Below are 20305 nucleotides of genomic sequence, written 5' to 3'. Positions count from 1 at the left end.
AGAATATTACAATTAAAGAAAATGCACATATCATCAAAAATCGCCGTTCCCATTTTATGGCGATATTCTTTCGTTTATCCAACTTCTTTACAGACCTTCAATACACCTGCCATTAACCATGTTAGATGGCTAAATACGACAATTTTTCTATAGACTCACTAAGGTTTGATTTGGTATCTTTATTAAGCCTAATTTACATTGGGGAGGGAATGGACATGGATAAACATTCGATTTCAGCTGAAAAAGGCGCGTACATAAGCATCGCCGCTTACATATTCTTGTCTGCTCTTAAATTGTCATTCGGTTATTTTGGAGATTCCAAAGGGCTTTGGGCTGATGGTTTAAATAATACGACTGACATCATTGCTTCCATAGCCGTATTGATCGGTTTAAAAATTTCAAAGAGACCTCCCGATGATAATCATTCATATGGTCATTTACGGGCGGAAACCGTAGCCTCGTTGGTAGCTGCCTTCATCATGATCACCGTGGGCCTCCAGGTTGTATTCAGTGCCATTGAATCCTTCTTTCACCAAGATTCAACAACCGTTCCCAGTATGCTGACCGGCTATGTAGCTCTATTCTCTGCAATCTTCATGTACGGAATCTACCGTTATAACTTATCTCTAAGTAAAAAGATCAACAGCTCTTCCATCTATGCCGTCGCACAGGATAATCGATCCGATGCCCTTGTCAGTGTTGGTGCTTTCATTGGAATCATCGGCACCAAGATGGGAATCCCTTGGCTGGATGCGATAGCTGCAGCAGTCGTGGGGATCATTATCTGTAAAACAGCCTGGGATATCTTTCGTGATGCCTCCATCTCTTTAACCGACGGTTTCGACGAGCAGCTCCTGCAAAAGATCGGAAAAACCATTATATTGACAGAAGGTGTTAAAGAAATGAGTGAAATTAAAGCCCGGATGCACGGAAGTGAAATCCTGCTCGAAACTACCGTTCACGTTAACCCCCTTTTGACCGTCATTCAAGGTCATGATATTACGGTTAAAATCGAAGAGAATCTTTTGAAGGAATATAATATTCAGCATGTGATCGTTCATATCGAACCATATGCATTTCATAAAAAAGGTAACCGTCATTAACTTTACGGATACCTTTTTTTGTTATTAATTCCTGTAATTACTGTAATAAAACTGTGTCAAAAAAAGGTATTTATTGATTGATTGCCGAATATTTATCCAATTGACACATGTTAAAAGAACAGTAATCTGTTATCATGAAAACAACATGTAATTATTTTGATATTTTGTAATTTTATTCTAATAAAGCACTTTCTGGGTCAAAAGTAAATTCATTTTCCTACAGTATGGAGGGCAAAATGGTATCTAATCGAGAAATGACCATTCACTTTTTATCTTCTCAAAAAACCAGCATCATTTCCAAATGGAAAGATGAGTTGCTGCATTTACCTGACGGATATCTAGGGTATTTTAAAGGAGAAGTGGAAAATATTTTTAATCTGCTAATGGATCAGCTTGGAAAATCGGATACTGAAATAGGCGATGTACTGAAGGTCGTAGGGGAAAAAATTGCGTCTGAACGAGTTAATAAGCAATTGGATATGGAAAATTTCTTTTCCACTGCAACCATCGGGAGATCCATCATCATTGAGCACGTATTGAATTCCGAAGCACCCAAAGTAGAAATATCGGATCTAATTAAGCAAATAAACGTTTGCTTCGATAAACTCATTCATTTTGCATTATCCCATTATACCGAATTGAAAACGATGGAACTTGAAGAACGCTATCAATTCATAAGCCCAAACCATAAAGACCGTTTGACGCTACTTGGCCAAATGACCTCAAGTTTTGTCCATGAATTCAGAAATCCACTGACTTCCATCATGGGATTCATACAATTGTTACAGGCAGAACAGCCTGAAATAAAATACCTTGATATCATTTCAAAGGAATTGGATCAGCTCAATTACCGGATCACACAATTCCTTAATATTTCCAAAAAGGAAACTTCAACATCACCTCCTGATCTATTTTCAATTGCTCAGCTTGTGAATGAGGTAATCGAATTTCTATATCCAAGCATCTTGGAAGTAAATGCTTCCATTACATGTAATATTGCCGAGGATGCCGTAATTTCCGGTTCTAAAGAAGAATTCCGTCAGGTTTTACTTAATATTATTTTAAATGCTCTTGATGTGGTTGCAGGGATGCCTTCCCCATCCATTTACATTTCAGGCTCTGAATCACCACCCGGCATTCTTACTTTAAATATATCGAACAACGGGCCGAAGATACCTGACGACGTTTTGCCGAATATTTTTGAACCATTCATCACCACCAAAAAAAGGGGAACGGGATTGGGATTATTCGTCTGTAAAGAAATCGTCTTAAAGCATCATGGAACCTTAACCTGTCACTCTACCGATTTCCTAACGACCTTTTCCATACAATTGAAAACTAAATAATGGATAAACAACCTTTTTTACTTAGGTTTTTAGTGTGAAATTTTTGACTGATTGGCGTCCAGTTACTTATACTAATAGGTAGGTTCCACTACTAATCGAGGTGAATGATCCTATAGATTGAAAATATAAACCAGCATAATTTTCATACAAGATAGACAAGACTTATTTTTCATCTAACATTTTATACACTAAATATCATTTCATTCATTATTGGTTTTGGGAGGTGACTGGGATAATTAAATCGTTTTGCGATTCAATTAAGTCCCACACTAATTGGACATATTAAGTTTTTTATTCGTCATTATTTTAATCGCTTTAACGGCCTTTTTTGTAGCTTCTGAATTTTCGATCATAAGGGTTCGCAGCTCCAGGATCGATCAATTGATTGAAGAGGGAAATAAAAAAGCCATTGCGGCTAAGAAGGTTACATCCGATCTTGATGAGTACCTATCCGCGACACAGCTTGGTATTACCGTTACTGCCCTTGGATTGGGGTGGCTTGGACAGCCGACCGTCCTAAAATTGGTTGGTCCATTATTCAATGCCTTGAATTTCCCTCAAGAAGTCACAAGCATTCTGACATTCGTCATTTCATTTTCCCTGATTACGTTCCTGAATGTGGTTGTAGGTGAATTGGCTCCAAAGACGGTTGCCATCCAAAAGGCTGAGCAAGTGGCCTTGGCAATTGCCAGCCCGCTGATATTTTTCCATAAGATAGCCTTTCCCTTCATCTGGGCCTTGAATCATTCTTCCCGATTAGTTGTCGGTTTATTTGGCTTCAAGCCAGCATCCGAAAGCGAAATAGCCCATACGGAAGAAGAATTGCGTTTCATCCTATCAGATAGCTATAAAAGCGGAGAGATCAACCAGTCGGAATTTAAATATGTAAACAACATCTTTGAATTCGATGATCGTGTTGCCAAAGAAATCATGGTTCCTAGGACGGAAATCATGACCATATCCAAAGATGATACGGTTCAGGAATTCGTCGATGTCGCCAAATTGGAAAAATACACTCGATATCCTGTTGTCGAAGGTGATAAAGACCATGTCATCGGCTTAGTGAACTTAAAGGAAGTTTTCTCGGATCTTATAAAGAATCGGGAAATCCATATCAAAGCGATAGAAAATTACGCTCGTCCGATCATTCGGGTAATGGAAAATATCCCGATTCACGATTTGCTGTTAAAAATGCAAAAAGAACGCATTCATATGGCTATTTTGATGGATGAATACGGCGGGACTTCCGGACTTGTCACAGTCGAGGATATCCTCGAGGAAATCGTTGGCGAAATTCGTGATGAATTCGATATCGATGAAGTTGCCTCGATCAGAAAAATTAAAGATGGCCATTATATTTTAGATTCTAAACTTCTTGTAAAGGAAGTGAATGATTTACTTGGCATTCACTTAGAAGAAGATGATGTCGATACGATAGGCGGATGGGTCCTTACAGAAAATTATGATGTGAAGGTAGGGGACATCATGGAAAAAGACGGCTTCTGCTTTAAAGTGATTGAAATGGAAGATCACGCCATTCGTTCTATCGAGGTGACAAAAAAGGTCGTTCAGCTTCCTCTGGAAGAAGACCTTACCCAAGGATAATGATTAAAAACAGCCACGTAAAAGGTGATTTTACGTGGCTGTTTTTTCGATTTTTCATTTATCGGGAAACCGTCCCATTTTTTTGACCGTTACGATTGGAGGTGTACTCTTTTTTTTCCATAGAATATACAGCATGATAAAGATAAAGGAAAAACCAGCAGCCGGAATGAGATAAGGTTCGGTTATTTCCCGGATTTGCTGCCAATTCTCGCCGAGGATCCGCCCTAAGGTCAGAAACAAGATGGTCCAAGGTATGACAGCCGCAACCGTGTAAAATATAAACTTCCATACGGACATCCTCGCAATTCCGGCAGGGATGGAAATGGCATGGCGAACCACTGGAATGAACCGAGCCGTAAAAATCACGCCTACGCCATACCTTTGAAACCATTCCTCAGCATGTACAATATGATTTTCTTTAATTAATATATATTTTCCATACTTCAAGAGAAAGGGCCGTCCTCCATAATAACCAGCCCAATAGAGAAATAGCTGTGCCATCGTCCCGCCTGCCACTCCTGCAAGAACAGCTCCCCAAAAATTCATTTTCCCCAGGCCGACGACATAACCACCGTATCCGAGAACAAGCTCACTCGGGATGATTTCAACCATCAGCCCCAATAAAATCCCCATATACCCCATTTCCGCAAACCAATTCAATATTGTCATAATAAGCTGTGATATCATGCTATCGGACTCCCCTTACCGCTAATTTCAAATTGTTTGTCCTTCTATCCTATTTCAGCCCATGAGGTTCTATTCGATTTTTCATACCATCTTCACAATACATCACATTTTGGAATGCACAAAAAAAGACCAGCTGATATGTACTCCGGTCTCATTGCATCAATATTCTTTTAGCTCCCGTTTTTGGGAAAATTGAGAAAAAACAGCTGTGGTGAGTAAGGATGAATCATTTTGTGAAACATTAGTGAAAATCTCCTGGCGTGATTTCGTTTTTTCGATATGAATCCCGAGATTTTTATACTTGTTGATTTTTTGATTATTCATGCTTACCCTCCCTTTCTGCTGTACCGTCATCCTTTAACTTCCCATTTAACGAAGAGATGAAACCTGTTTAAACGATGGGATCAAAAAACAATCAATTGACTTGAATCGTTTGCAGTTGATGTTCGTGCACTTCGTCTTTTTCAACATGTACCTGCACCTTATAGGTTCCCGCTTCTTCGAAAGATACCTTATTTAGATATGTTCCATTTCCATCTTCTTCAGCTTTGGTGAAATGACTCTCTTCTCTGCCTTCCTTCCAGACCTCGAAATTCACATCTGCATTTGTCAGTGGTTTCCCATTCAATTCAACGGTCGCTTCAAAGTTTGAACTTTTTCCTGCCTTTACTGGGTTACTTTGAAACTCGATGGATACATCCGTACTAGGATGAACCGATGCACCTTCACTTTCATGTTCAGGAACGACAACTTCTTTTTCAGGCATTACATGAAGGCCTTTCGCCGTTACATGTGAGACTACAATATATTTGCCTTGTTCTTCAAAAGTATGCATCACTTGATACATTCCACTTCCAGTATTCTTCGCTTCAAGCATTTCCCGTTTATCCTGTCCGGACTTTCTCACTTCAAACAGTACCTCATCAGCTTCATTCACCAATTGGCTTCCCTGTTTCACTGTCGTTTCAAGAATGACTTCTTTTCCAGGCTCCACTTTCCCTTTAATGACAATAGATGCATCCATCGATTCTGGAACAGCACTGTTCACTTCTTTATCCTCTGGCATTTCAGCCTCTTGACACCCAGCTAGCATAACTAACAATGCAGTACACATATAAAGTTTTTTCATATGAACTTCCCTTTACTATTTATTAGACTAAAAATCTGTCCTTTTCATATTGCCCATCCTTTCCATTTTTCAAATTTTTATACATGATTCAAAACTAAATCGTCCGCATCACGGTGACTGAAGTCAGCATGGCTACCGCGATGATCGTTAAAAATGAATATAAAAAGATTGAAGTCCCCACAACGCTCAATCCGCAAAGCAATACGCATCCATCAATGAAAAAAATCAGCAGCCCTACATTGAGCCCACTTTTCCTGGATAGGATCTGTGCCAGCATATCCGTTCCGCCTGTAGAAGTCCCATACCGAAGCATCAAGCCGATTCCAAGTCCAATCAACCCTCCCCCGATTATCGCACTTACATAAATGGGAAGACTCCATCCTGTGACAGCGTCGGAAAAAATGTCGATGCATAAAGAGGAAAAAAGCAAGCCATGCAAGCTGTTCAGAAATAATTTTTTTTCATAATACCAAGCATATATATATAATGGAATGCTGCTTAAAATCACACCCAGTCCGGTAGGAAGTCCTATATAGTAATGAAAAATCAGCCCAATCCCTATCATGCCACCATCCAATAAATGATAAGGTATCAGAAAAAAATTGATTCCCACACCTACCAGCATGCTGCCAGCAATGATCGCTGCCATCCTTTCCATGATTTTCATGGCTGCAACCCCCTTTAATCTTCATTTAAAACTTGTCTTGGTTTCTATAGAATATGTTTGTACCATCCAAAAAATAATGTAACTGACGAATTTTTTATGAAACGGCTCTTAGTTTTCTGAATATTCTATAATATGTTACAATAAAGTAGAGAAAACAGTCAAAAACAGCTAATTATTAGCTCAAACTGATCCTTTACAAGCAATTTACCGGATTTAAGGTGCCGTAAGCTGTTTGACTGAATGATTAACTCTTTCTATAATGAAAGTATTTAAATTAATTAGAATGAGGTGATTTGATGGGGCATTAAAGAATGTTCGTTTTGACGGACGGAAGCTGCTTTGCGTAACGGATATGTGCATCCTTTTGGAAAATGGCTGCACTCCTTCAGACAGAAATTCTTCTATTTCCCGTCTACGCATCGCTAATCGGCATATACTATTATTCTCTTCATCACTAAAAGAAATGGGAGTTCAAGCGGCTGCACATCTATTACCACAGCCATTTTGAAGTAATCCCAAAAATATTCAGCACGGAAAAAAAAATATACTTGTATATTTTAAAAATGTAGGAGGTGTACTCCTTATTCGTCTCGAAGGCGAGTTAAGGGAGACTATTTGGACATAATAAACTTGGTTCTTATTGCCATTTTAATTGCTTTAACAGCATTTTTTGTAGCTACGGAGTTTGCGATTGTTAAAGTGAGAAGCACGAGGGTCGATCAATTAATTGAAGAAGGAACGAGGAATGCTATTTCAGCAAAGAAGGTCATCTCCAACCTGGATGAATACCTCTCAACTTGTCAGCTCGGAATTACCGTTACAGCTCTAGGGCTTGGATTCCTTGGGGAACCGACAGTTGAAAACATTTTGCGACCACTTTTAAATCAATTAAATCTTCCGGAGTCTGCTTCACATTTACTCTCAGTTGCAATTGCCTTTTCTTTCATTACGTTCATACATGTCGTTGTTGGAGAATTGGCACCGAAAACATTGGCGATTCAAAAAGCGGAGCAAGTAACATTATTGGTTTCGAAACCTTTAATTGCCTTTAACAAAGTCATGTATCCTTTCATTTGGGTACTGAATGGCTCTGCAAGGTCGCTTACAAGAATGCTAGGATTAAAAGCAGTTTCCGAACATGATTTGGCTCATACAGAAGAAGAGCTGCGTATCATTGTTTCCGAAAGCTACAAAAGTGGCGAAATTAACCAATCAGAGTTTAAATATGTGAATAAAATTTTTGAATTCGATGATCGGATTGCAAAAGAAATCATGGTTCCACGTACAGAAATTGCAACGGTATCCAAAGAAGATACGATCCAGCAGTTTTTCACTGTTATGGCGGAAGAGAACTTTACACGATATCCTGTCATTGACGGTGATAAGGATCATGTTATCGGAATGGTCAATATCAAAGAGCTATTCACTGAAATGATAGATAAGAACAATCAGGCTGCGTCAACGATCGACCGATATGTTCGTCCGATCATCCGTGTCATTGACAGTATCCCCATTCACGATTTACTTTTAAAAATGCAAAAGGAACGGATTCACATGGCTATCCTCATGGACGAATACGGCGGTACGTCAGGGTTGGTGACCGTTGAAGATATCCTTGAAGAAATCGTTGGTGATATCCGCGATGAGTTCGACCTGGATGAAGTGCCCGATGTCCGTAAATTAAAAGAAGATCACTACATCATCGATGCCAAGGTATTGGTCAGCGAAGTGAATGACTTACTTGGATTGGATATCAATGATGAAGATATTGATACGATGGGCGGATGGATCCTTACCGAGAATTACGAGGCCAAACAAGGTGATATCCTGACTTACGGTCCTTATAACTTTAAGATAAAGGAAATGGAAGATCACCATATTCGTTATATTGAAATATATAAACAAGTAAAAGTCGTAAGCGAAGTAAAAGAATTCCCGATCATATCACAAACCGAAATCGTTTCATGATAATAACCCCCGTTCCTAAAAGACAATAGGATCGGGGGTTATTTTTTTCAACTGGTACATGAAATAAAATAAATACATATTATATAAAACCTGCTGCTTTTAACATTGAATGATTACATGAAGTATAGTTCTACCTTAATTGTTTCATACTGTTAAAAAAGCGATACTTTTTGAAGGAGTGAGGAATCATGAAACTCATAACCATTTGCCAGCACTGCAAAGGGAAAGGGAAAACCCGTTTTCTGCAATTCTTTTCCCGGGATTGCAATCATTGCAACGGTCAAGGTAAAGCGGTAAAAGATATGTCAAATTTAAGAAATCAGGCAAAAAACATCTAATAATCTTTCATATTTTGAAATTGGTTTTGATGACACCTGCCCTCTTTAACGTATCATAAACAATCAGTATCGAAGGTCCAAGGAAAAGCCCAATGAAGCCAAGCATCTTAAACCCTAAGTAAAGACTGATCAACGATGCCAATGGGCTCAACCCCATATTTGCTGAATAGATTTTTGGTTCGATTGTCCTTCTTATGATGGTAATGACCAGGAATAGGATGATGAGGCCAATACCTAGATGATGGTTTCCTTGAGCCCAGACGATAACTGCCCAAGGAACCAGTACAGATCCCGTTCCCAAGATAGGAAGAATATCCACAACTACTATTAAGAGTGCCAACGGAATCGTATACTTCACTTCTAACAACCATAGTCCTCCATAAGCCATGATGAACGTTACTAAACTCAACGTGATTTGTGCCTTGATGAAGCCTACGGCTGCCATACTTAAATCTTGATAAACTAGCGAAATCTTTTGATAGGTGGATGTCTTCAAATAAAGGACTGCCTTTTTTCTTAACTTTGGCAATTCAAGACTAAATAAGAATAAAGCGATTAAGTAAATTAAAAAGTCGATGAAAAAACCCGGAATGAGTGTAACGAATTGAACCATATCCTGAACAAAGCCCTCTGTGAACCCCTCCAGAGCCATGACTCCCTTTTCCATCGTTTGTTCTATTGATTGAATGAGATTTGGCGGTAAAGTTTGGGAATATCTTTCCCATTGCCTAATGACTGGCAATATTGCCGTCAAATACACTTCACGTATGAAACCTGGAAATTCTTCCGAATAGACAATGACCTTCTTGATTAATACCGAAAAGGAAAAATAAGTGATGCTCATAAGCCCGCCTACATATAAAACAAATGAAATCAATACTGCCCAAAAACGATGCAGCTTTGCCGTTTCACCAATCATGCGGACCAATCCATCCAAAAGAATGGCTGTGAGCAACGCTAAAATCAAAGCCCATGAATAGGGAATGACGATTACTATGACTAAAAGGAGAAGCCCCCTCCAAAACCAGCGAAAAAAGACGGCGAAATTCACTGAACAAACCCTCCTTGCACTTTCCTGTTCTCCTTATATTTATGAAATGGGATCACATATATTTCGCTTATACGTTTTATTTTCTCAATAAGGGGAAAAAGGGATACAAAGAGATGGAGGGATTGACATTGGATAATAAAGATAAAGAAAAGTATCTTGAGGAGCGTAATGATAAATCCAAGGCCTTCAAGAAAAATCAGGAAAAACAGCTGGAACGTGATCAAGTGGTCATGCCCATTGATGATTTACCAATTGATGAAATTAAATATGAACAACAAGAAGAAAGAAATAAAAAAGAAACAAAACACCGCTCCACCAGCGAGAAGCTTTAAACAAAACCCAGCCACTTTAGAGGCTGGGTTTTGTTTGCAGGATATACTGCATTCAAGCTTCAAGGTGAGGTGTCGTATAGACTTTTCTCTGCGCCACTAGTACTTGCTAATAGAATATTTGAAGGAAAACATATATTACAGTTAGTAGTCAAAAGGAGTTCGGAAAACGTATTTTTAATTAAATGATGTACCGGGCCTAACTGACCCGCAAAGCAACACCTTCAACTCCTCAGGTATGGTTTCTGACTAAATGTGATAACAAAGTTGATTGGAGCGGGTGTCGAGACTCCTGCGGGAAAAGCGCGTCCAAGGGAGACCCCGCAGGTGCAAGCCGAGGAAAGCGAGTGCCTGGTGCTGTTATAAACGCCCAAATGGAAAAACCATAAATAAACTGTTGGCAAACTCGAATTTCCTATAGTCTAAAATATCTCCCATCATATATTAAGGTTCTTCTTGTGAATGTGCTTATGCTTCCCCGTAGTTTTTTGATGATTTGGGAGGACTGAGCTTTCCCTCAATTCATTCATATTGCCAGTGTTTTTCCCTTTCCCGCTTTGTTTCCAAAAATAAACATTGACTGAAATAAATGATTCTTTACAATAGACTTTTAAGAATTAAAGAATATAATGGATTGGTCGACCATTATAAAGGAGAATCATATGACGAACCCTACTCAATTATTTCATCAATATTTACAAGTATCGAGATCATTAGTAAGCAAAATGAATGAACAAATTACAGCACTTGAAATTTACCATAATCAGTGGACAATCCTGAATTACTTAAAGAACTGTGGCTATTCCACAATCCCCGATATTTGCAGTTATTTGGATGTAGATAGTGTTATCATCACACGTTCGGTCAACAGTATGGAACAGAATAATATGATTAAACAAGTTCCTGGAAAAGATGAACAGGAAAAACGAATCGAATTGACCCCCCGGGGCAAAGAGGTACATACAAAATGTCTCAAGATTGCCGAAAAAATCGAAGGGAAAGCCCTGGAAGGCATTACAGAAGAAGAACAGGAAGTATTTTTCCAGACGGTCCTTAAAATCCTCAATAATATAAGAAACTAAAATGGGTATCTTATATCGTTGTTGCACACCAAGCTATAGCCATGCCTTTTTTAAAAGCCGGATTCCTGCTTCGATTTCCCTTTCGGTTAAACCACCGTACCCAATCAAAATAGTCGGATCTTTCACATTCTTTGAATGATAAACCGATGTTGGGTGGACTTTAACCCCCACACTGGCAGCCTTTTGAATGAGCTCTGCCTCACTGCTGCCGTTTTCTACTTTTAAAAGAACGTGCAAGCCTGACTTTTCACCGATTACGGCTACACGATCATGGAAGCTCTCTTCAATGGCATTCAGCAGCACCTTATTCTTTTTTCGATAAATCGTTCGCATTTTATTCAGATGGCGTTCCCAATGTCCATTTTTCATAAAAAGACAGAGCGTTTCCTGAATCAGTCTGGAAACGGTCTGTTTGTATCCTATTAACTTCTGCTGATAGCGGCAAGCCAACTCCATGGGTAACACCATAAATCCCACCCTGATTGATGGGATTAGCGACTTTGAAAACGTGCCTAAATAGATGACCCTTCCATTGGTGTCCAACCCCTGCAAGGACGGAATCGGTTTACCAGCATGTCGGAATTCCCCGTCATAATCATCTTCAATAATATAACCCTTTTTTTCCACTGCCCAATTGAGCAATTCCACCCGTCTAGTTATCGGCATGATCATACCGGAAGGAAATTGATGGGAAGGAGTGACATAGGCAACATTCGCTGCACTCTCTTTCAAGGAGTCCACACTCATTCCACTTTCATCCAAGGGTATGTATGCCATATCCGCTCCCTCCAGCCTCAGTACCTCCCTTACCCGATGAAAGCCAGGGTCTTCCAACCCAAATACCCGTTCATTTCCAAGAAGTAACCGAAGCAGATGGATGAAATACTGGGTACCTGCTCCAATGATGATTTGATCAGCCCCGCAGCGAACTCCTCTTGATTGAAATAGATAGGATGAAATCTCAGCCCTGAGCCCCCATTCCCCTTGAGGATCACCGCTTATGAACATTTCCCTTTCCTGTAGATACAGAGTATTGTTCAAGCATTTTTTCCACACGGCATGCGGGAAAGAATCCACGTCCACCCAGCCATGGTTGTAATCTATCTCATTTCTTTCATTCGGAGGACACATCATCCCTTCTGTTACAGGCAACGGCTCATTCATATCTGAGATCGGTTCTAAATCGGCTACGTAATAACCTTTCCTTAATTGACTTTCCACATATCCTTCTGCCATCAACTGCTGATAAGCCGTATCCACTGTATTCAGGCCTATCCCTAAATGCAAGGCCAGTTTTCGTTTAGATGGCAGTTTCATTCCGGCCTGGATTTGCCCATTCTGGATTTCCTTTATAAAGTATTTATACAATTGGACATATAAGGCTTCTTTATTCGTTTTATCTAAGGTTAGAGTGATTTCAAACATTTGGTCCTCCTTCAAACTGGTTCCATAAATTATATCAGCATTGGTCCTTATTGAAGAACCAGAATATTTTTATAATGAAGATATCAATCAAGAGGAGGAAACTATGGAGCATATCGAATTATACGGGAAACACATGATACTCACCCCGATGCTGGAACGTCATATCGAACCGCTTTACGCCGCTTCCCTGCCATCTGAAATATGGGAATGGAGCGCAACAAAAATTTTGTCATATGAAGAGGCGATCTCCTATGTAAAGGAAGGCATTCGAGCAAGGGAACAGGAACTTCATCATCCATTTGTCGTTATCGATCGGACTGATGATTCGATAGTCGGCAGCACGAGCTTAAGAAATATTCACTTTCATAATCAATCCCTGGAAATCGGCGCGACTTGGTATCATCCCGACAAATGGCGAACAGCCATTAACACAGAATGTAAGTACCTGCTATTGCAGCATGCTTTTGAAAAGTGGCAAATGAAACGGGTTGAATTCAGGACTGACGAATGCAACAATAGATCGCGTGCAGCAATAACCAGGCTCGGCGCCCTTGAAGAAGGCATTTTGAGGATGGAGAAAAAACTGCAAGATGGGAGGATCAGGAACACGGTGGTCTATAGTATTCTTGAGCATGAATGGCCCAGTGTGAAAAGGAATTTGGAAGCTTTTTTGGAAAGGTGAAAATGAGAAATAGAGTGCCGTTGTTTTGCACTCTTTTTCTCTTGCGCTATTTTTCATCTGAGTCTTTACGAATTTTCGATAAAGAATCCTTTTGCCTTTTCGTTGATCGAATGAATATGAAAACGCCAATCGCAAATAAAAACGGCATAAGTAAAGCAAAAAGAAGATAAATCATATCACCAAAGAACAAGTTCAATCCTCCTAAGCAATGCGACGCGCACTTTTGTCTGTAAAGCATTTCCGTCAAACTGGATGATCATTGCTTAGTCTAAGCTTTGTGACAAGCGAATCATATCCTGGCACTGAATCCCATTTTCATAAATGGTCTCGGAATAGTTTCTATTAAAAAAATCCCGATCGACCCCAGTGATTCTAAAACCGCATTTTTGGTAAAGGGCAAGCTGCCCTATCCCCGAATTCCCCGTTCCGATTTCAATCATTTTATATCCCTGTACCCTGGCATGGCCTTTGGCGTGTTCAATCAATTGCCTGCCGATTCCCCTTCCATGGTGCCGTTCATCGACTGCGATGTTCATTATCTCTATCAGTTCCGGGCCTTTTTGCAGTAAAACATAAACACCGATCATTCGCTTATCACTCACGGCAACAAAGCACGTTCCGCTCCCCAAATATTCCTCGACCAATTCCCTTGAAGGATCTGCCAAAAGCAATAAATGCATCGGGGGTGGCTCATCCTTGAATAATTCCCTTATCTCCATCATCATCCAAACCCTTCTCAGTTTAATTCTTCTACAAGAAGTTCAACCAATTCCGATGCAGGAAGTTCCCTGCTCAACTTATATCCCTGTCCTGCCCACAAAGCCATCAATTCAGGATTGTTTTTTTGTCCAGCCGCTTTTCGCATTTGTTTTGTCATGTGATGGACAAAAGGATAGGCGACGGGTGCAACGCTATCATATTCCGTTATAAAGTGATTCACCAACCCGCGTGCCCTCCGGCCGCTGAAGGCTCGGGTAATAGAGGTTTGAGTAAATCGTGGATTTCCCAGCGCCGCCTTATGGACCGGACTTGCCCCGCTTTCGGGACAGCGAAGGAAAGCGGTTCCCAATTGCGCCGCTGTTGCTCCCGCTTCGAGCACGGCCGCGATATCCTTTCCATGCATCAGTCCGCCCGCGGCAATGATCGGTAAGTCCAGTTCATCTTTTATCATCCGTATCAATACTAAAAGACCATAATCATCTTCTGTGCGGTTATCAAAGCTGGCCCGGTGCCCCCCTGCTTCAAACCCCTGTACACATAGAACATCGGCGCCTGCTCCCGCCGCCTTTTTTGCTTCCTGAAGGTTGGTTACTGTCACGGCTATAAGGGAACCGACATCTTGGAGCTCCCTTATTACATCTTCCGTAGGACATCCAAACGTAAAACTGACGACAGCGACCCCAGCCTCCTTCAATACATGTAGTTTATTTCCCCAATCATCGTCATCACTATCGGCTTTTCCAATCTCAGCCCCAACGCTCTCGGCCTCTTTCTCGATCTTTTCACGATAGCCAGATAATATATTTTCATCCACCGCCTCGTTGCCTGGCACAAATACATTCACGCCAAAAGGGCGCTCAGTCAACTGACGGGTCTGCCCAATCTCGTCCTTCATCTCTTCCGCAGTCTTATAGCCAGCTGCGAGAAAGCCCAATCCTCCTGCATTGGATACTGAAGCCGCAAGCTTCGGAGTGGAAGCTCCTCCTGCCATCGGTGCCTGAATGATTGGATATCTCATTAACTCTTTCAACATTCCATACAACTCCTCTTGATTTTTCTTCATGCCCTTATCATTTTTACGTTTTCTTGGTATAATGATTATCTGTAAGAGAAAAGTGTCTAAATGATCACCCTTTATATCTTGCAAATATAAAACATAGGTGGTAAATAAAAAATGGAAACAAAACCATATAGAGTATTACTTTATTATTTGTATGTACCTATCGAGAATCACGAAGAATTCGCAGTCGAGCATCTTGCGGCATGTAAAGCCCTTGAATTGAAAGGCCGTATCTTGGTGGCTTCAGAAGGTATCAACGGAACAGTTTCAGGTACGATCGAACAAACCGACAAATATATGGACATGATGAAAAGCGATCCCCGCTTTGCCGATATCGTGTTTAAAATAGATGAAGCTGAAGGCCATGCTTTCAAAAAAATGCATGTTCGTCCACGCAATGAACTTGTAACGCTTCGCTTGGAAGACGACATCAACCCGAACCAGACGACTGGCAAATACTTGAGCCCGAAGGAGTTCTTCGAGCAAATGCAAGATGAAAACACCATCGTCCTTGATGCCAGAAATGACTATGAATTTGATTTAGGACATTTCAGGGGTGCAATCAAGCCAGAAATCACGAATTTCCGTGAACTTCCGGAATGGGTACGGGAAAATAAAGAAATGTTCGAAGGCAAAAAAATCCTAACGTATTGCACCGGCGGTATCCGCTGTGAGAAATTCTCCGGCTGGCTTGTCGAAGAAGGCTTTGAAGATGTAAGCCAGCTGCATGGCGGCATCGCAACATACGGGAAGGATCCCGAAGTCCAAGGTGAACTATGGGATGGCCAAATGTATGTTTTCGATGAAAGGATTGCCGTACCTATCAATCAAAAGGAACATGTCATTGTCGGACGCGATATTTATTCCGGCGAACCTTGTGAACGCTATGTCAATTGCGCTAATCCTGAATGCAACAAGAAAATCCTTTGCAGCGAAGAGAACGAACACAAACATATGCGCAGCTGTACCCATGAATGCCGAGTGCATCCGCGTAATCGCTATGTAGTCGAGCATAACCTTTCTGAAGAAGAAGTGGCTGAGAGATTACATCTAATCGATAATTCCATTACGGCAAAATAATATTAGCAAACCCGAATCAGTGGACAAGATCCCTGTTCGGGTTTTTTTATCGATTCAAACCAAACCTTATTTTTCTATATTAAACCTATGTCTTGGACTTCATTCCACTGCAAGAATTAACTATGATCTTTTTTAATACTACTGCTTCTTTTGCAATATTACTTACATTCTTACTTCTATATCACAATAGAAAAAACCTTCTTAATTCGTAAAAAGAATGGTTTCAGCTTTTAGATTTTAGCTGCCTGCAGTCCTACCTTCAATGAAAAGAGCGATTCCTCTTTAGAGGAATCGCTCTTACTTCATTAATTTTATTTTGCCTCTGCACTTACAACAATCCCGCAAGCTTGCCTATCGCCTGCATCACCAGTTTTCAAAGTATCTGCATCCGGTCCTTTTTCTCCATTGGCTTCATAGCGGTCAGGAATATTGGCAAAGTTGTCTGGATTCGCATGAACGATTACAGCCAGCTCTTCTTTCTTCAGTTGGTCTATTGTCATGTTATCCAATGTTGCCGTATATTTTGCTGTCCCATCTTCTTTTACATATAAAGGAGGCATATCACCTGCATGCTTAGAATGCGTTTCGTCAGTTGGATTGAAGTGTCCTCCCGCTGTAGTGAAAGGGCCATCCTTGGCATCCGCCTCACATGCTGCGTTTTCGTGAACATGAAATCCATGATAGCCTGGCTCAAGGCCCTCCAAAGCGGTCTCGATCACTACAGAATTCTCTTCAGCGGTAAAGTTCACCGTCCCAAGTGTATTACCTTCTACATCTTTAACTTCCGCTTTCACCTGCGGATCAACCTCTGCATCTGTTCCTTGTCCCACTGTAGTCATGTCCTCGGCATTATTATCGGCCTGATTTGAATCATCCGCTGAATTACATCCATACAGTAAAAAGGCAGTACACATAGGCAGTATAAGTTTTTGTTTATAGTTCATGATAAATTCCCTCACTCTCTTATATGTATTTCCTCTTATTACTTTCCACTATTATGGAAGAATAAACAGAAAGCGGGATAAATAGGAAAATAGATTACACCAGTGAGAGTGAACACCTTACTAAATTCACAGACAAGGATTTTACAATATAGCTTAATGGGCTCACATTTTACAAAGTGATGACCCCGAAAGCAATGGCTGCAATCGTCATGATGATGGTTGTCCCAAACGCCCATTTAAACAGGAATTTTTGGTGATCCCCAAATTCCACGCCTACAAGGCCAATCAATATGAATGTTGCAGGCACCAATGGCGATAAGGGGAACCCTGCGGTCGAATGACCTAATAAAGCCGCCCTTCCGATCTCTACAGGAGCAATACCGAAGTTCGATGCCGTTTCACTTATTATTGGCAGAATGCCAAAGTAATAGGCATCAGGTGAAAAAATGAACCCCATCGGAATGCTTGTCAGCGCTACCACCAGTGGCAAATGTGCCCCGAGCCACTCAGGGATGACCGTTACGATTGAAGCAGCCATCGAGTCCATCATCTTTGTTTCTGTGAATACACCCGTAAAAATCCCTGCAGCGAAAATGAGTGTACAGATCATCACAAAACTATTGGCATGACTTAAAATCCTTTCCTGCTGTTCTTTTGGGTTCGGAAAGTTAACGAATAGTGCAATCGCAAAAGCGGAAGCAAATAAGATTTGTATCGGCAGCACTTCCATCACCAGCAAAACCATCAGTAAAATCGTCAAGAACCAATTAAACCAAAAAAGCTTGGATGTTCCTTGAGGTGCGGTTTCAACAGCTGCAGCCTGTTCGCTCATACCAGGTTGCATGTTCGTTTCCAGGGAGCTGACTCCCAATCTCTCCCTTTCCTTTTTGCCAAGCACATATGCCGAAAAAAGCGTCCATAAAAGACCGCAGATCATGACCGGTATGAGAGGAATGAATAACTCCGATACTTCAACCTGAAGGCTCGCGGCCGCCCTGACCAAAGGACCTCCCCAAGGGATCATATTCATGACACCAGCGGCTAAACCAACGACACAGGCCAATACGAGCCTGTTCATCCCTAATTTGATATAAAGCGGCAGCATGGCTGAAACGGTGATCATGAATGTAGAAGATCCGTCGCCGTCCAAACCTACCAAAATGGTTATTATGGCGGTTGCCATGACAACCTTTAGCGGGTCCCCTTTTACAAAACTCAGTATTTTAGCGATCATGGGCTCGAATAAACCAACGTCAATCATTAAACCAAAGTATAGAATAGCAAAAACGATCATGACTGCTGTTGGTGTCACCTTTAAAATACCGGCAACCATCATATCTCCCATTTCCGAAGCAAACCCACCAATCAGACCAAAGGCTATCGCCGTGAAGATAAAAGCTACAACCACTGATAAGCGCTTTGTGATGACTAAGACAAGAAACGTTAAAATCATGCAAAATCCTAAAATCGTTAACATGTTAAAAACTCCTTTAATTGAAAATATGAGAACCTTTAGATTTTTAATTTTTCTGAAAAATCAATATTTTCACATTATAACATTTGCACATTCATTAAAAAACCAGTAAAACAAATTCGTTTAATAAATTAGTTAAATTCTGTATACTATTATTTAGGAACCCGAAGTTTTTTCGGAGGAAAGAAGTGTTGTATGTAAAATGAACGCTCATAAAATAGCTAAACGGAATCTTTTCATCATGTGGTTCGCCAATTTCTTCATAGGCGGGAGCATGACGATGGTTCTTCCATTCATATCCTTATACATTGGTACATTCGGAGATTACTCGACTCAATATATCCAGCATTGGTCCGGATGGACTTTTGGAATCACTTTCGTGACAGCCTTTTTATTTTCCCCCATTTGGGGACGGATTGGTGACCGGTATGGCAGAAAGAAAATCTTGATTGCCTGCGCCTTTGGGATGGGTCTGTCCATCTTCCTGATGGGATTCGTCGAAAATGTTTGGCAGCTATTCGTCTTAAGGATGTTCACAGGAATATTCACTGGCTTCATTTCCATGTCACAGGCCTTCATATCAACGCAGACACCAAAAGAAATTGCCGGACGTGTACTTGGAACCTTACAAACGGGAAATATAACCGGTTCCCTTTTCGGACCATTGCTTGGCGGCTTGCTTGCAGACACACTCGGCTATTCAACCGCCTTTAAATTCACCTCCATCACCATTTTCATCTCTGGACTTCTTGTTTTTGCAACCAAGGAGTACATAATGGAACAGCAGAAGGGAACGAAGTCGAGCTATACAAGCAGGGAGGTTCTTTCGCATATCTTAAGGAACCCCATCTTAGTGAATGTCATGCTCATTTCGACACTTGTCCAAGTTGCCCACTTCAGCATCCAGCCCATTCTTTCTTTATACGTTGGCGAGCTGCATGGAACTTCCAATCTCGGATTTTATTCAGGAATCGCCTTTTCTGCAGCAGGCCTGGGGAATTTATTGATGGCGCGTCACTGGGGCAAGATAGGTGATCGGCATGGTCATGTGAAGATTCTTGTGCTGCTTCTTTTTCTGACAGCTCTTGTCTACTTGCCCGGTGCCTTCATCAATCATTTTTGGCAGCTTGTTTTTGTACGTTTCATACTAGGCATGGCAATAGGCGGCATCATCCCTGTAAGGATTGCCTACATTCGCCAAGAAGCGCCTTTCGCAATGCAGGGGGAAGTGCTTGGGTACAATACGAGCCTGCGCTTTTTAGGCAATATCATCGGACCCGCTATGGGCGGAATGGTTGCTGGTTTCTACGGATTCTCCGCCGTTTTCATAACGACCAGCACTTTACTCCTCATTGCCGGACTTGTCCTCTATTTCGCGATGCACCGCAATCCGGAGTTGGCCAGATCACATTAATCACACTTTGACAAGAAAGCCTGCTTCCAGATGGAAGCAGGCTTTCTCATGTTTATGCTCATACAGCTGTAGTTCTGGATAATTTTGGAACTGAATCTCGTTTCGGTAAAATTTGAAACCGGTAACGTTCATGCCTATCCGTAAACTCCAGCCAACCTTAGGTCCCACCCATAAACTGATAAGTATTTTTACTGCACTGCA

Annotated in this window: 20 protein-coding genes; 9 read left to right on the top strand and 11 right to left on the bottom strand. The window is 41.0% G+C overall.

Annotated features, from left to right (window positions below; all coding sequences use genetic code 11):
* The first annotated feature begins 215 nt into the window (after positions 1-215).
* From ACIROD_RS12260 to ACIROD_RS12250, 3 genes are all read left to right on the top strand, one after another.
* Positions 216-1103 (top strand): cation diffusion facilitator family transporter, encoded by an 888-nt coding sequence (locus ACIROD_RS12260; protein ID WP_402941120.1) that lies wholly within the window; start codon positions 216-218, stop codon positions 1101-1103.
* Between the two features lie 236 nt (positions 1104-1339).
* On the top strand, positions 1340-2449 hold the full coding sequence (locus ACIROD_RS12255) for a histidine kinase N-terminal domain-containing protein (protein WP_230177300.1): 1110 nt from the start codon (positions 1340-1342) through the stop codon (positions 2447-2449).
* 273 nt (positions 2450-2722) lie between these two features.
* On the top strand, positions 2723-4054 hold the full coding sequence (locus ACIROD_RS12250; RefSeq protein ID WP_101224240.1) for a hemolysin family protein: 1332 nt from the start codon (positions 2723-2725) through the stop codon (positions 4052-4054).
* 54 nt (positions 4055-4108) lie between these two features.
* Here ACIROD_RS12250 and uptA read toward each other — a convergent pair whose 3' ends face one another.
* The 4 genes from uptA to ACIROD_RS12230 form a co-directional block, all read right to left on the bottom strand.
* Positions 4109-4738 (bottom strand): undecaprenyl phosphate transporter UptA, encoded by a 630-nt coding sequence (gene uptA / locus ACIROD_RS12245; RefSeq protein ID WP_101224445.1) that lies wholly within the window; start codon positions 4736-4738, stop codon positions 4109-4111.
* 162 nt (positions 4739-4900) lie between these two features.
* Positions 4901-5065 (bottom strand): hypothetical protein, encoded by a 165-nt coding sequence (locus tag ACIROD_RS12240; RefSeq protein ID WP_157831095.1) that lies wholly within the window; start codon positions 5063-5065, stop codon positions 4901-4903.
* Positions 5066-5156: 91 nt separating this feature from the next.
* Positions 5157-5870 (bottom strand): FixH family protein, encoded by a 714-nt coding sequence (locus ACIROD_RS12235; protein ID WP_402941115.1) that lies wholly within the window; start codon positions 5868-5870, stop codon positions 5157-5159.
* A gap of 94 nt (positions 5871-5964) precedes the next feature.
* Positions 5965-6537, bottom strand: a complete 573-nt coding sequence (locus ACIROD_RS12230; protein ID WP_402941112.1) for a YitT family protein — start codon at positions 6535-6537, stop codon at positions 5965-5967.
* Between the two features lie 615 nt (positions 6538-7152).
* Here ACIROD_RS12230 and ACIROD_RS12225 point away from each other — a divergent pair.
* The gene (locus ACIROD_RS12225) at positions 7153-8505 is read left to right on the top strand and encodes a hemolysin family protein (RefSeq protein ID WP_101224242.1); all 1353 of its coding nucleotides are present in this window, start codon (positions 7153-7155) and stop codon (positions 8503-8505) included.
* Between the two features lie 345 nt (positions 8506-8850).
* On the opposite strand, the gene ytvI is transcribed toward ACIROD_RS12225, so the two are convergent.
* Entirely contained in the window at positions 8851-9894 is a 1044-nt protein-coding gene (ytvI, locus tag ACIROD_RS12220) for a sporulation integral membrane protein YtvI (RefSeq protein WP_402941109.1), read from the bottom strand.
* Positions 9895-10022: 128 nt separating this feature from the next.
* Between ytvI and ACIROD_RS12215 the strand changes: the two genes are divergently transcribed.
* Together ACIROD_RS12215 and ACIROD_RS12210 are read left to right on the top strand one after the other, a co-directional pair.
* Positions 10023-10226, top strand: coding sequence for a hypothetical protein (locus ACIROD_RS12215; protein WP_101224447.1), 204 nt, complete (start codon positions 10023-10025; stop codon positions 10224-10226).
* A gap of 659 nt (positions 10227-10885) precedes the next feature.
* Positions 10886-11305, top strand: coding sequence for a MarR family winged helix-turn-helix transcriptional regulator (locus ACIROD_RS12210; protein ID WP_034314851.1), 420 nt, complete (start codon positions 10886-10888; stop codon positions 11303-11305).
* Between the two features lie 33 nt (positions 11306-11338).
* Here ACIROD_RS12210 and pdxR read toward each other — a convergent pair whose 3' ends face one another.
* The gene (gene pdxR / locus ACIROD_RS12205; protein ID WP_402941104.1) at positions 11339-12730 is read right to left on the bottom strand and encodes a MocR-like pyridoxine biosynthesis transcription factor PdxR; all 1392 of its coding nucleotides are present in this window, start codon (positions 12728-12730) and stop codon (positions 11339-11341) included.
* A 103-nt stretch (positions 12731-12833) separates the two neighbouring features.
* On the opposite strand from pdxR, the gene ACIROD_RS12200 reads away from it, so the two are divergent.
* Positions 12834-13412 (top strand): GNAT family N-acetyltransferase, encoded by a 579-nt coding sequence (locus ACIROD_RS12200; protein WP_402941101.1) that lies wholly within the window; start codon positions 12834-12836, stop codon positions 13410-13412.
* Between the two features lie 46 nt (positions 13413-13458).
* On the opposite strand, the gene ACIROD_RS12195 is transcribed toward ACIROD_RS12200, so the two are convergent.
* From ACIROD_RS12195 to ACIROD_RS12185, 3 genes are all read right to left on the bottom strand, one after another.
* A complete protein-coding gene (locus tag ACIROD_RS12195; protein ID WP_157831096.1) occupies positions 13459-13602 on the bottom strand; it encodes a hypothetical protein in 144 nt (47 codons plus the stop codon).
* A gap of 73 nt (positions 13603-13675) precedes the next feature.
* Entirely contained in the window at positions 13676-14131 is a 456-nt protein-coding gene (locus ACIROD_RS12190) for a GNAT family N-acetyltransferase (RefSeq protein ID WP_402942899.1), read from the bottom strand.
* Positions 14132-14148: 17 nt separating this feature from the next.
* Positions 14149-15165 carry a nitronate monooxygenase gene (locus tag ACIROD_RS12185; RefSeq protein ID WP_402941097.1) on the bottom strand — a complete coding sequence of 339 codons (1017 nt, stop codon included), beginning with the start codon at positions 15163-15165 and terminating at the stop codon, positions 14149-14151.
* Between the two features lie 141 nt (positions 15166-15306).
* Here ACIROD_RS12185 and trhO point away from each other — a divergent pair, with 141 nt between their 5' ends.
* Entirely contained in the window at positions 15307-16272 is a 966-nt protein-coding gene (gene trhO, locus ACIROD_RS12180) for an oxygen-dependent tRNA uridine(34) hydroxylase TrhO (RefSeq protein ID WP_402941094.1), read from the top strand.
* Positions 16273-16583: 311 nt separating this feature from the next.
* Here trhO and ACIROD_RS12175 read toward each other — a convergent pair whose 3' ends face one another.
* Positions 16584-17216 (bottom strand): superoxide dismutase family protein, encoded by a 633-nt coding sequence (locus ACIROD_RS12175; RefSeq protein WP_101224247.1) that lies wholly within the window; start codon positions 17214-17216, stop codon positions 16584-16586.
* 169 nt (positions 17217-17385) lie between these two features.
* Positions 17386-18693 carry a CitMHS family transporter gene (locus ACIROD_RS12170; RefSeq protein ID WP_402941091.1) on the bottom strand — a complete coding sequence of 436 codons (1308 nt, stop codon included), beginning with the start codon at positions 18691-18693 and terminating at the stop codon, positions 17386-17388.
* A gap of 199 nt (positions 18694-18892) precedes the next feature.
* On the opposite strand from ACIROD_RS12170, the gene ACIROD_RS12165 reads away from it, so the two are divergent.
* A complete protein-coding gene (locus tag ACIROD_RS12165; protein ID WP_402941088.1) occupies positions 18893-20104 on the top strand; it encodes an MFS transporter in 1212 nt (403 codons plus the stop codon).
* The last annotated feature ends 201 nt before the right edge of the window (positions 20105-20305 follow it).

Source organism: Peribacillus sp. NPDC101481, assembly GCF_044767165.1.
In the GTDB taxonomy this organism is placed as follows: domain Bacteria; phylum Bacillota; class Bacilli; order Bacillales; family DSM-1321; genus Peribacillus.
The sequence above is the reverse complement of the archived record's forward strand: the minus strand, read 5'-3'. Positions and strand labels throughout refer to the sequence as shown.

Coding starts and splice junctions, on each gene's coding strand:
- trhO (WP_402941094.1), top strand. CDS start 15,307: ATGGAAACAAAACCATATAGAGTATTACTTTATTATTTGTATGTACCT.
- ACIROD_RS12170 (WP_402941091.1), bottom strand. CDS start 18,693: ATGTTAACGATTTTAGGATTTTGCATGATTTTAACGTTTCTTGTCTTA.
- ACIROD_RS12165 (WP_402941088.1), top strand. CDS start 18,893: ATGAACGCTCATAAAATAGCTAAACGGAATCTTTTCATCATGTGGTTC.
- ACIROD_RS12260 (WP_402941120.1), top strand. CDS start 216: ATGGATAAACATTCGATTTCAGCTGAAAAAGGCGCGTACATAAGCATC.
- ACIROD_RS12240 (WP_157831095.1), bottom strand. CDS start 5,065: ATGAATAATCAAAAAATCAACAAGTATAAAAATCTCGGGATTCATATC.
- ACIROD_RS12255 (WP_230177300.1), top strand. CDS start 1,340: ATGGTATCTAATCGAGAAATGACCATTCACTTTTTATCTTCTCAAAAA.
- ACIROD_RS12175 (WP_101224247.1), bottom strand. CDS start 17,216: ATGAACTATAAACAAAAACTTATACTGCCTATGTGTACTGCCTTTTTA.
- ACIROD_RS12210 (WP_034314851.1), top strand. CDS start 10,886: ATGACGAACCCTACTCAATTATTTCATCAATATTTACAAGTATCGAGA.
- ACIROD_RS12230 (WP_402941112.1), bottom strand. CDS start 6,537: ATGAAAATCATGGAAAGGATGGCAGCGATCATTGCTGGCAGCATGCTG.
- ACIROD_RS12185 (WP_402941097.1), bottom strand. CDS start 15,165: ATGTTGAAAGAGTTAATGAGATATCCAATCATTCAGGCACCGATGGCA.
- ACIROD_RS12200 (WP_402941101.1), top strand. CDS start 12,834: ATGGAGCATATCGAATTATACGGGAAACACATGATACTCACCCCGATG.
- ACIROD_RS12235 (WP_402941115.1), bottom strand. CDS start 5,870: ATGAAAAAACTTTATATGTGTACTGCATTGTTAGTTATGCTAGCTGGG.
- pdxR (WP_402941104.1), bottom strand. CDS start 12,730: ATGTTTGAAATCACTCTAACCTTAGATAAAACGAATAAAGAAGCCTTA.
- ACIROD_RS12190 (WP_402942899.1), bottom strand. CDS start 14,131: ATGGAGATAAGGGAATTATTCAAGGATGAGCCACCCCCGATGCATTTA.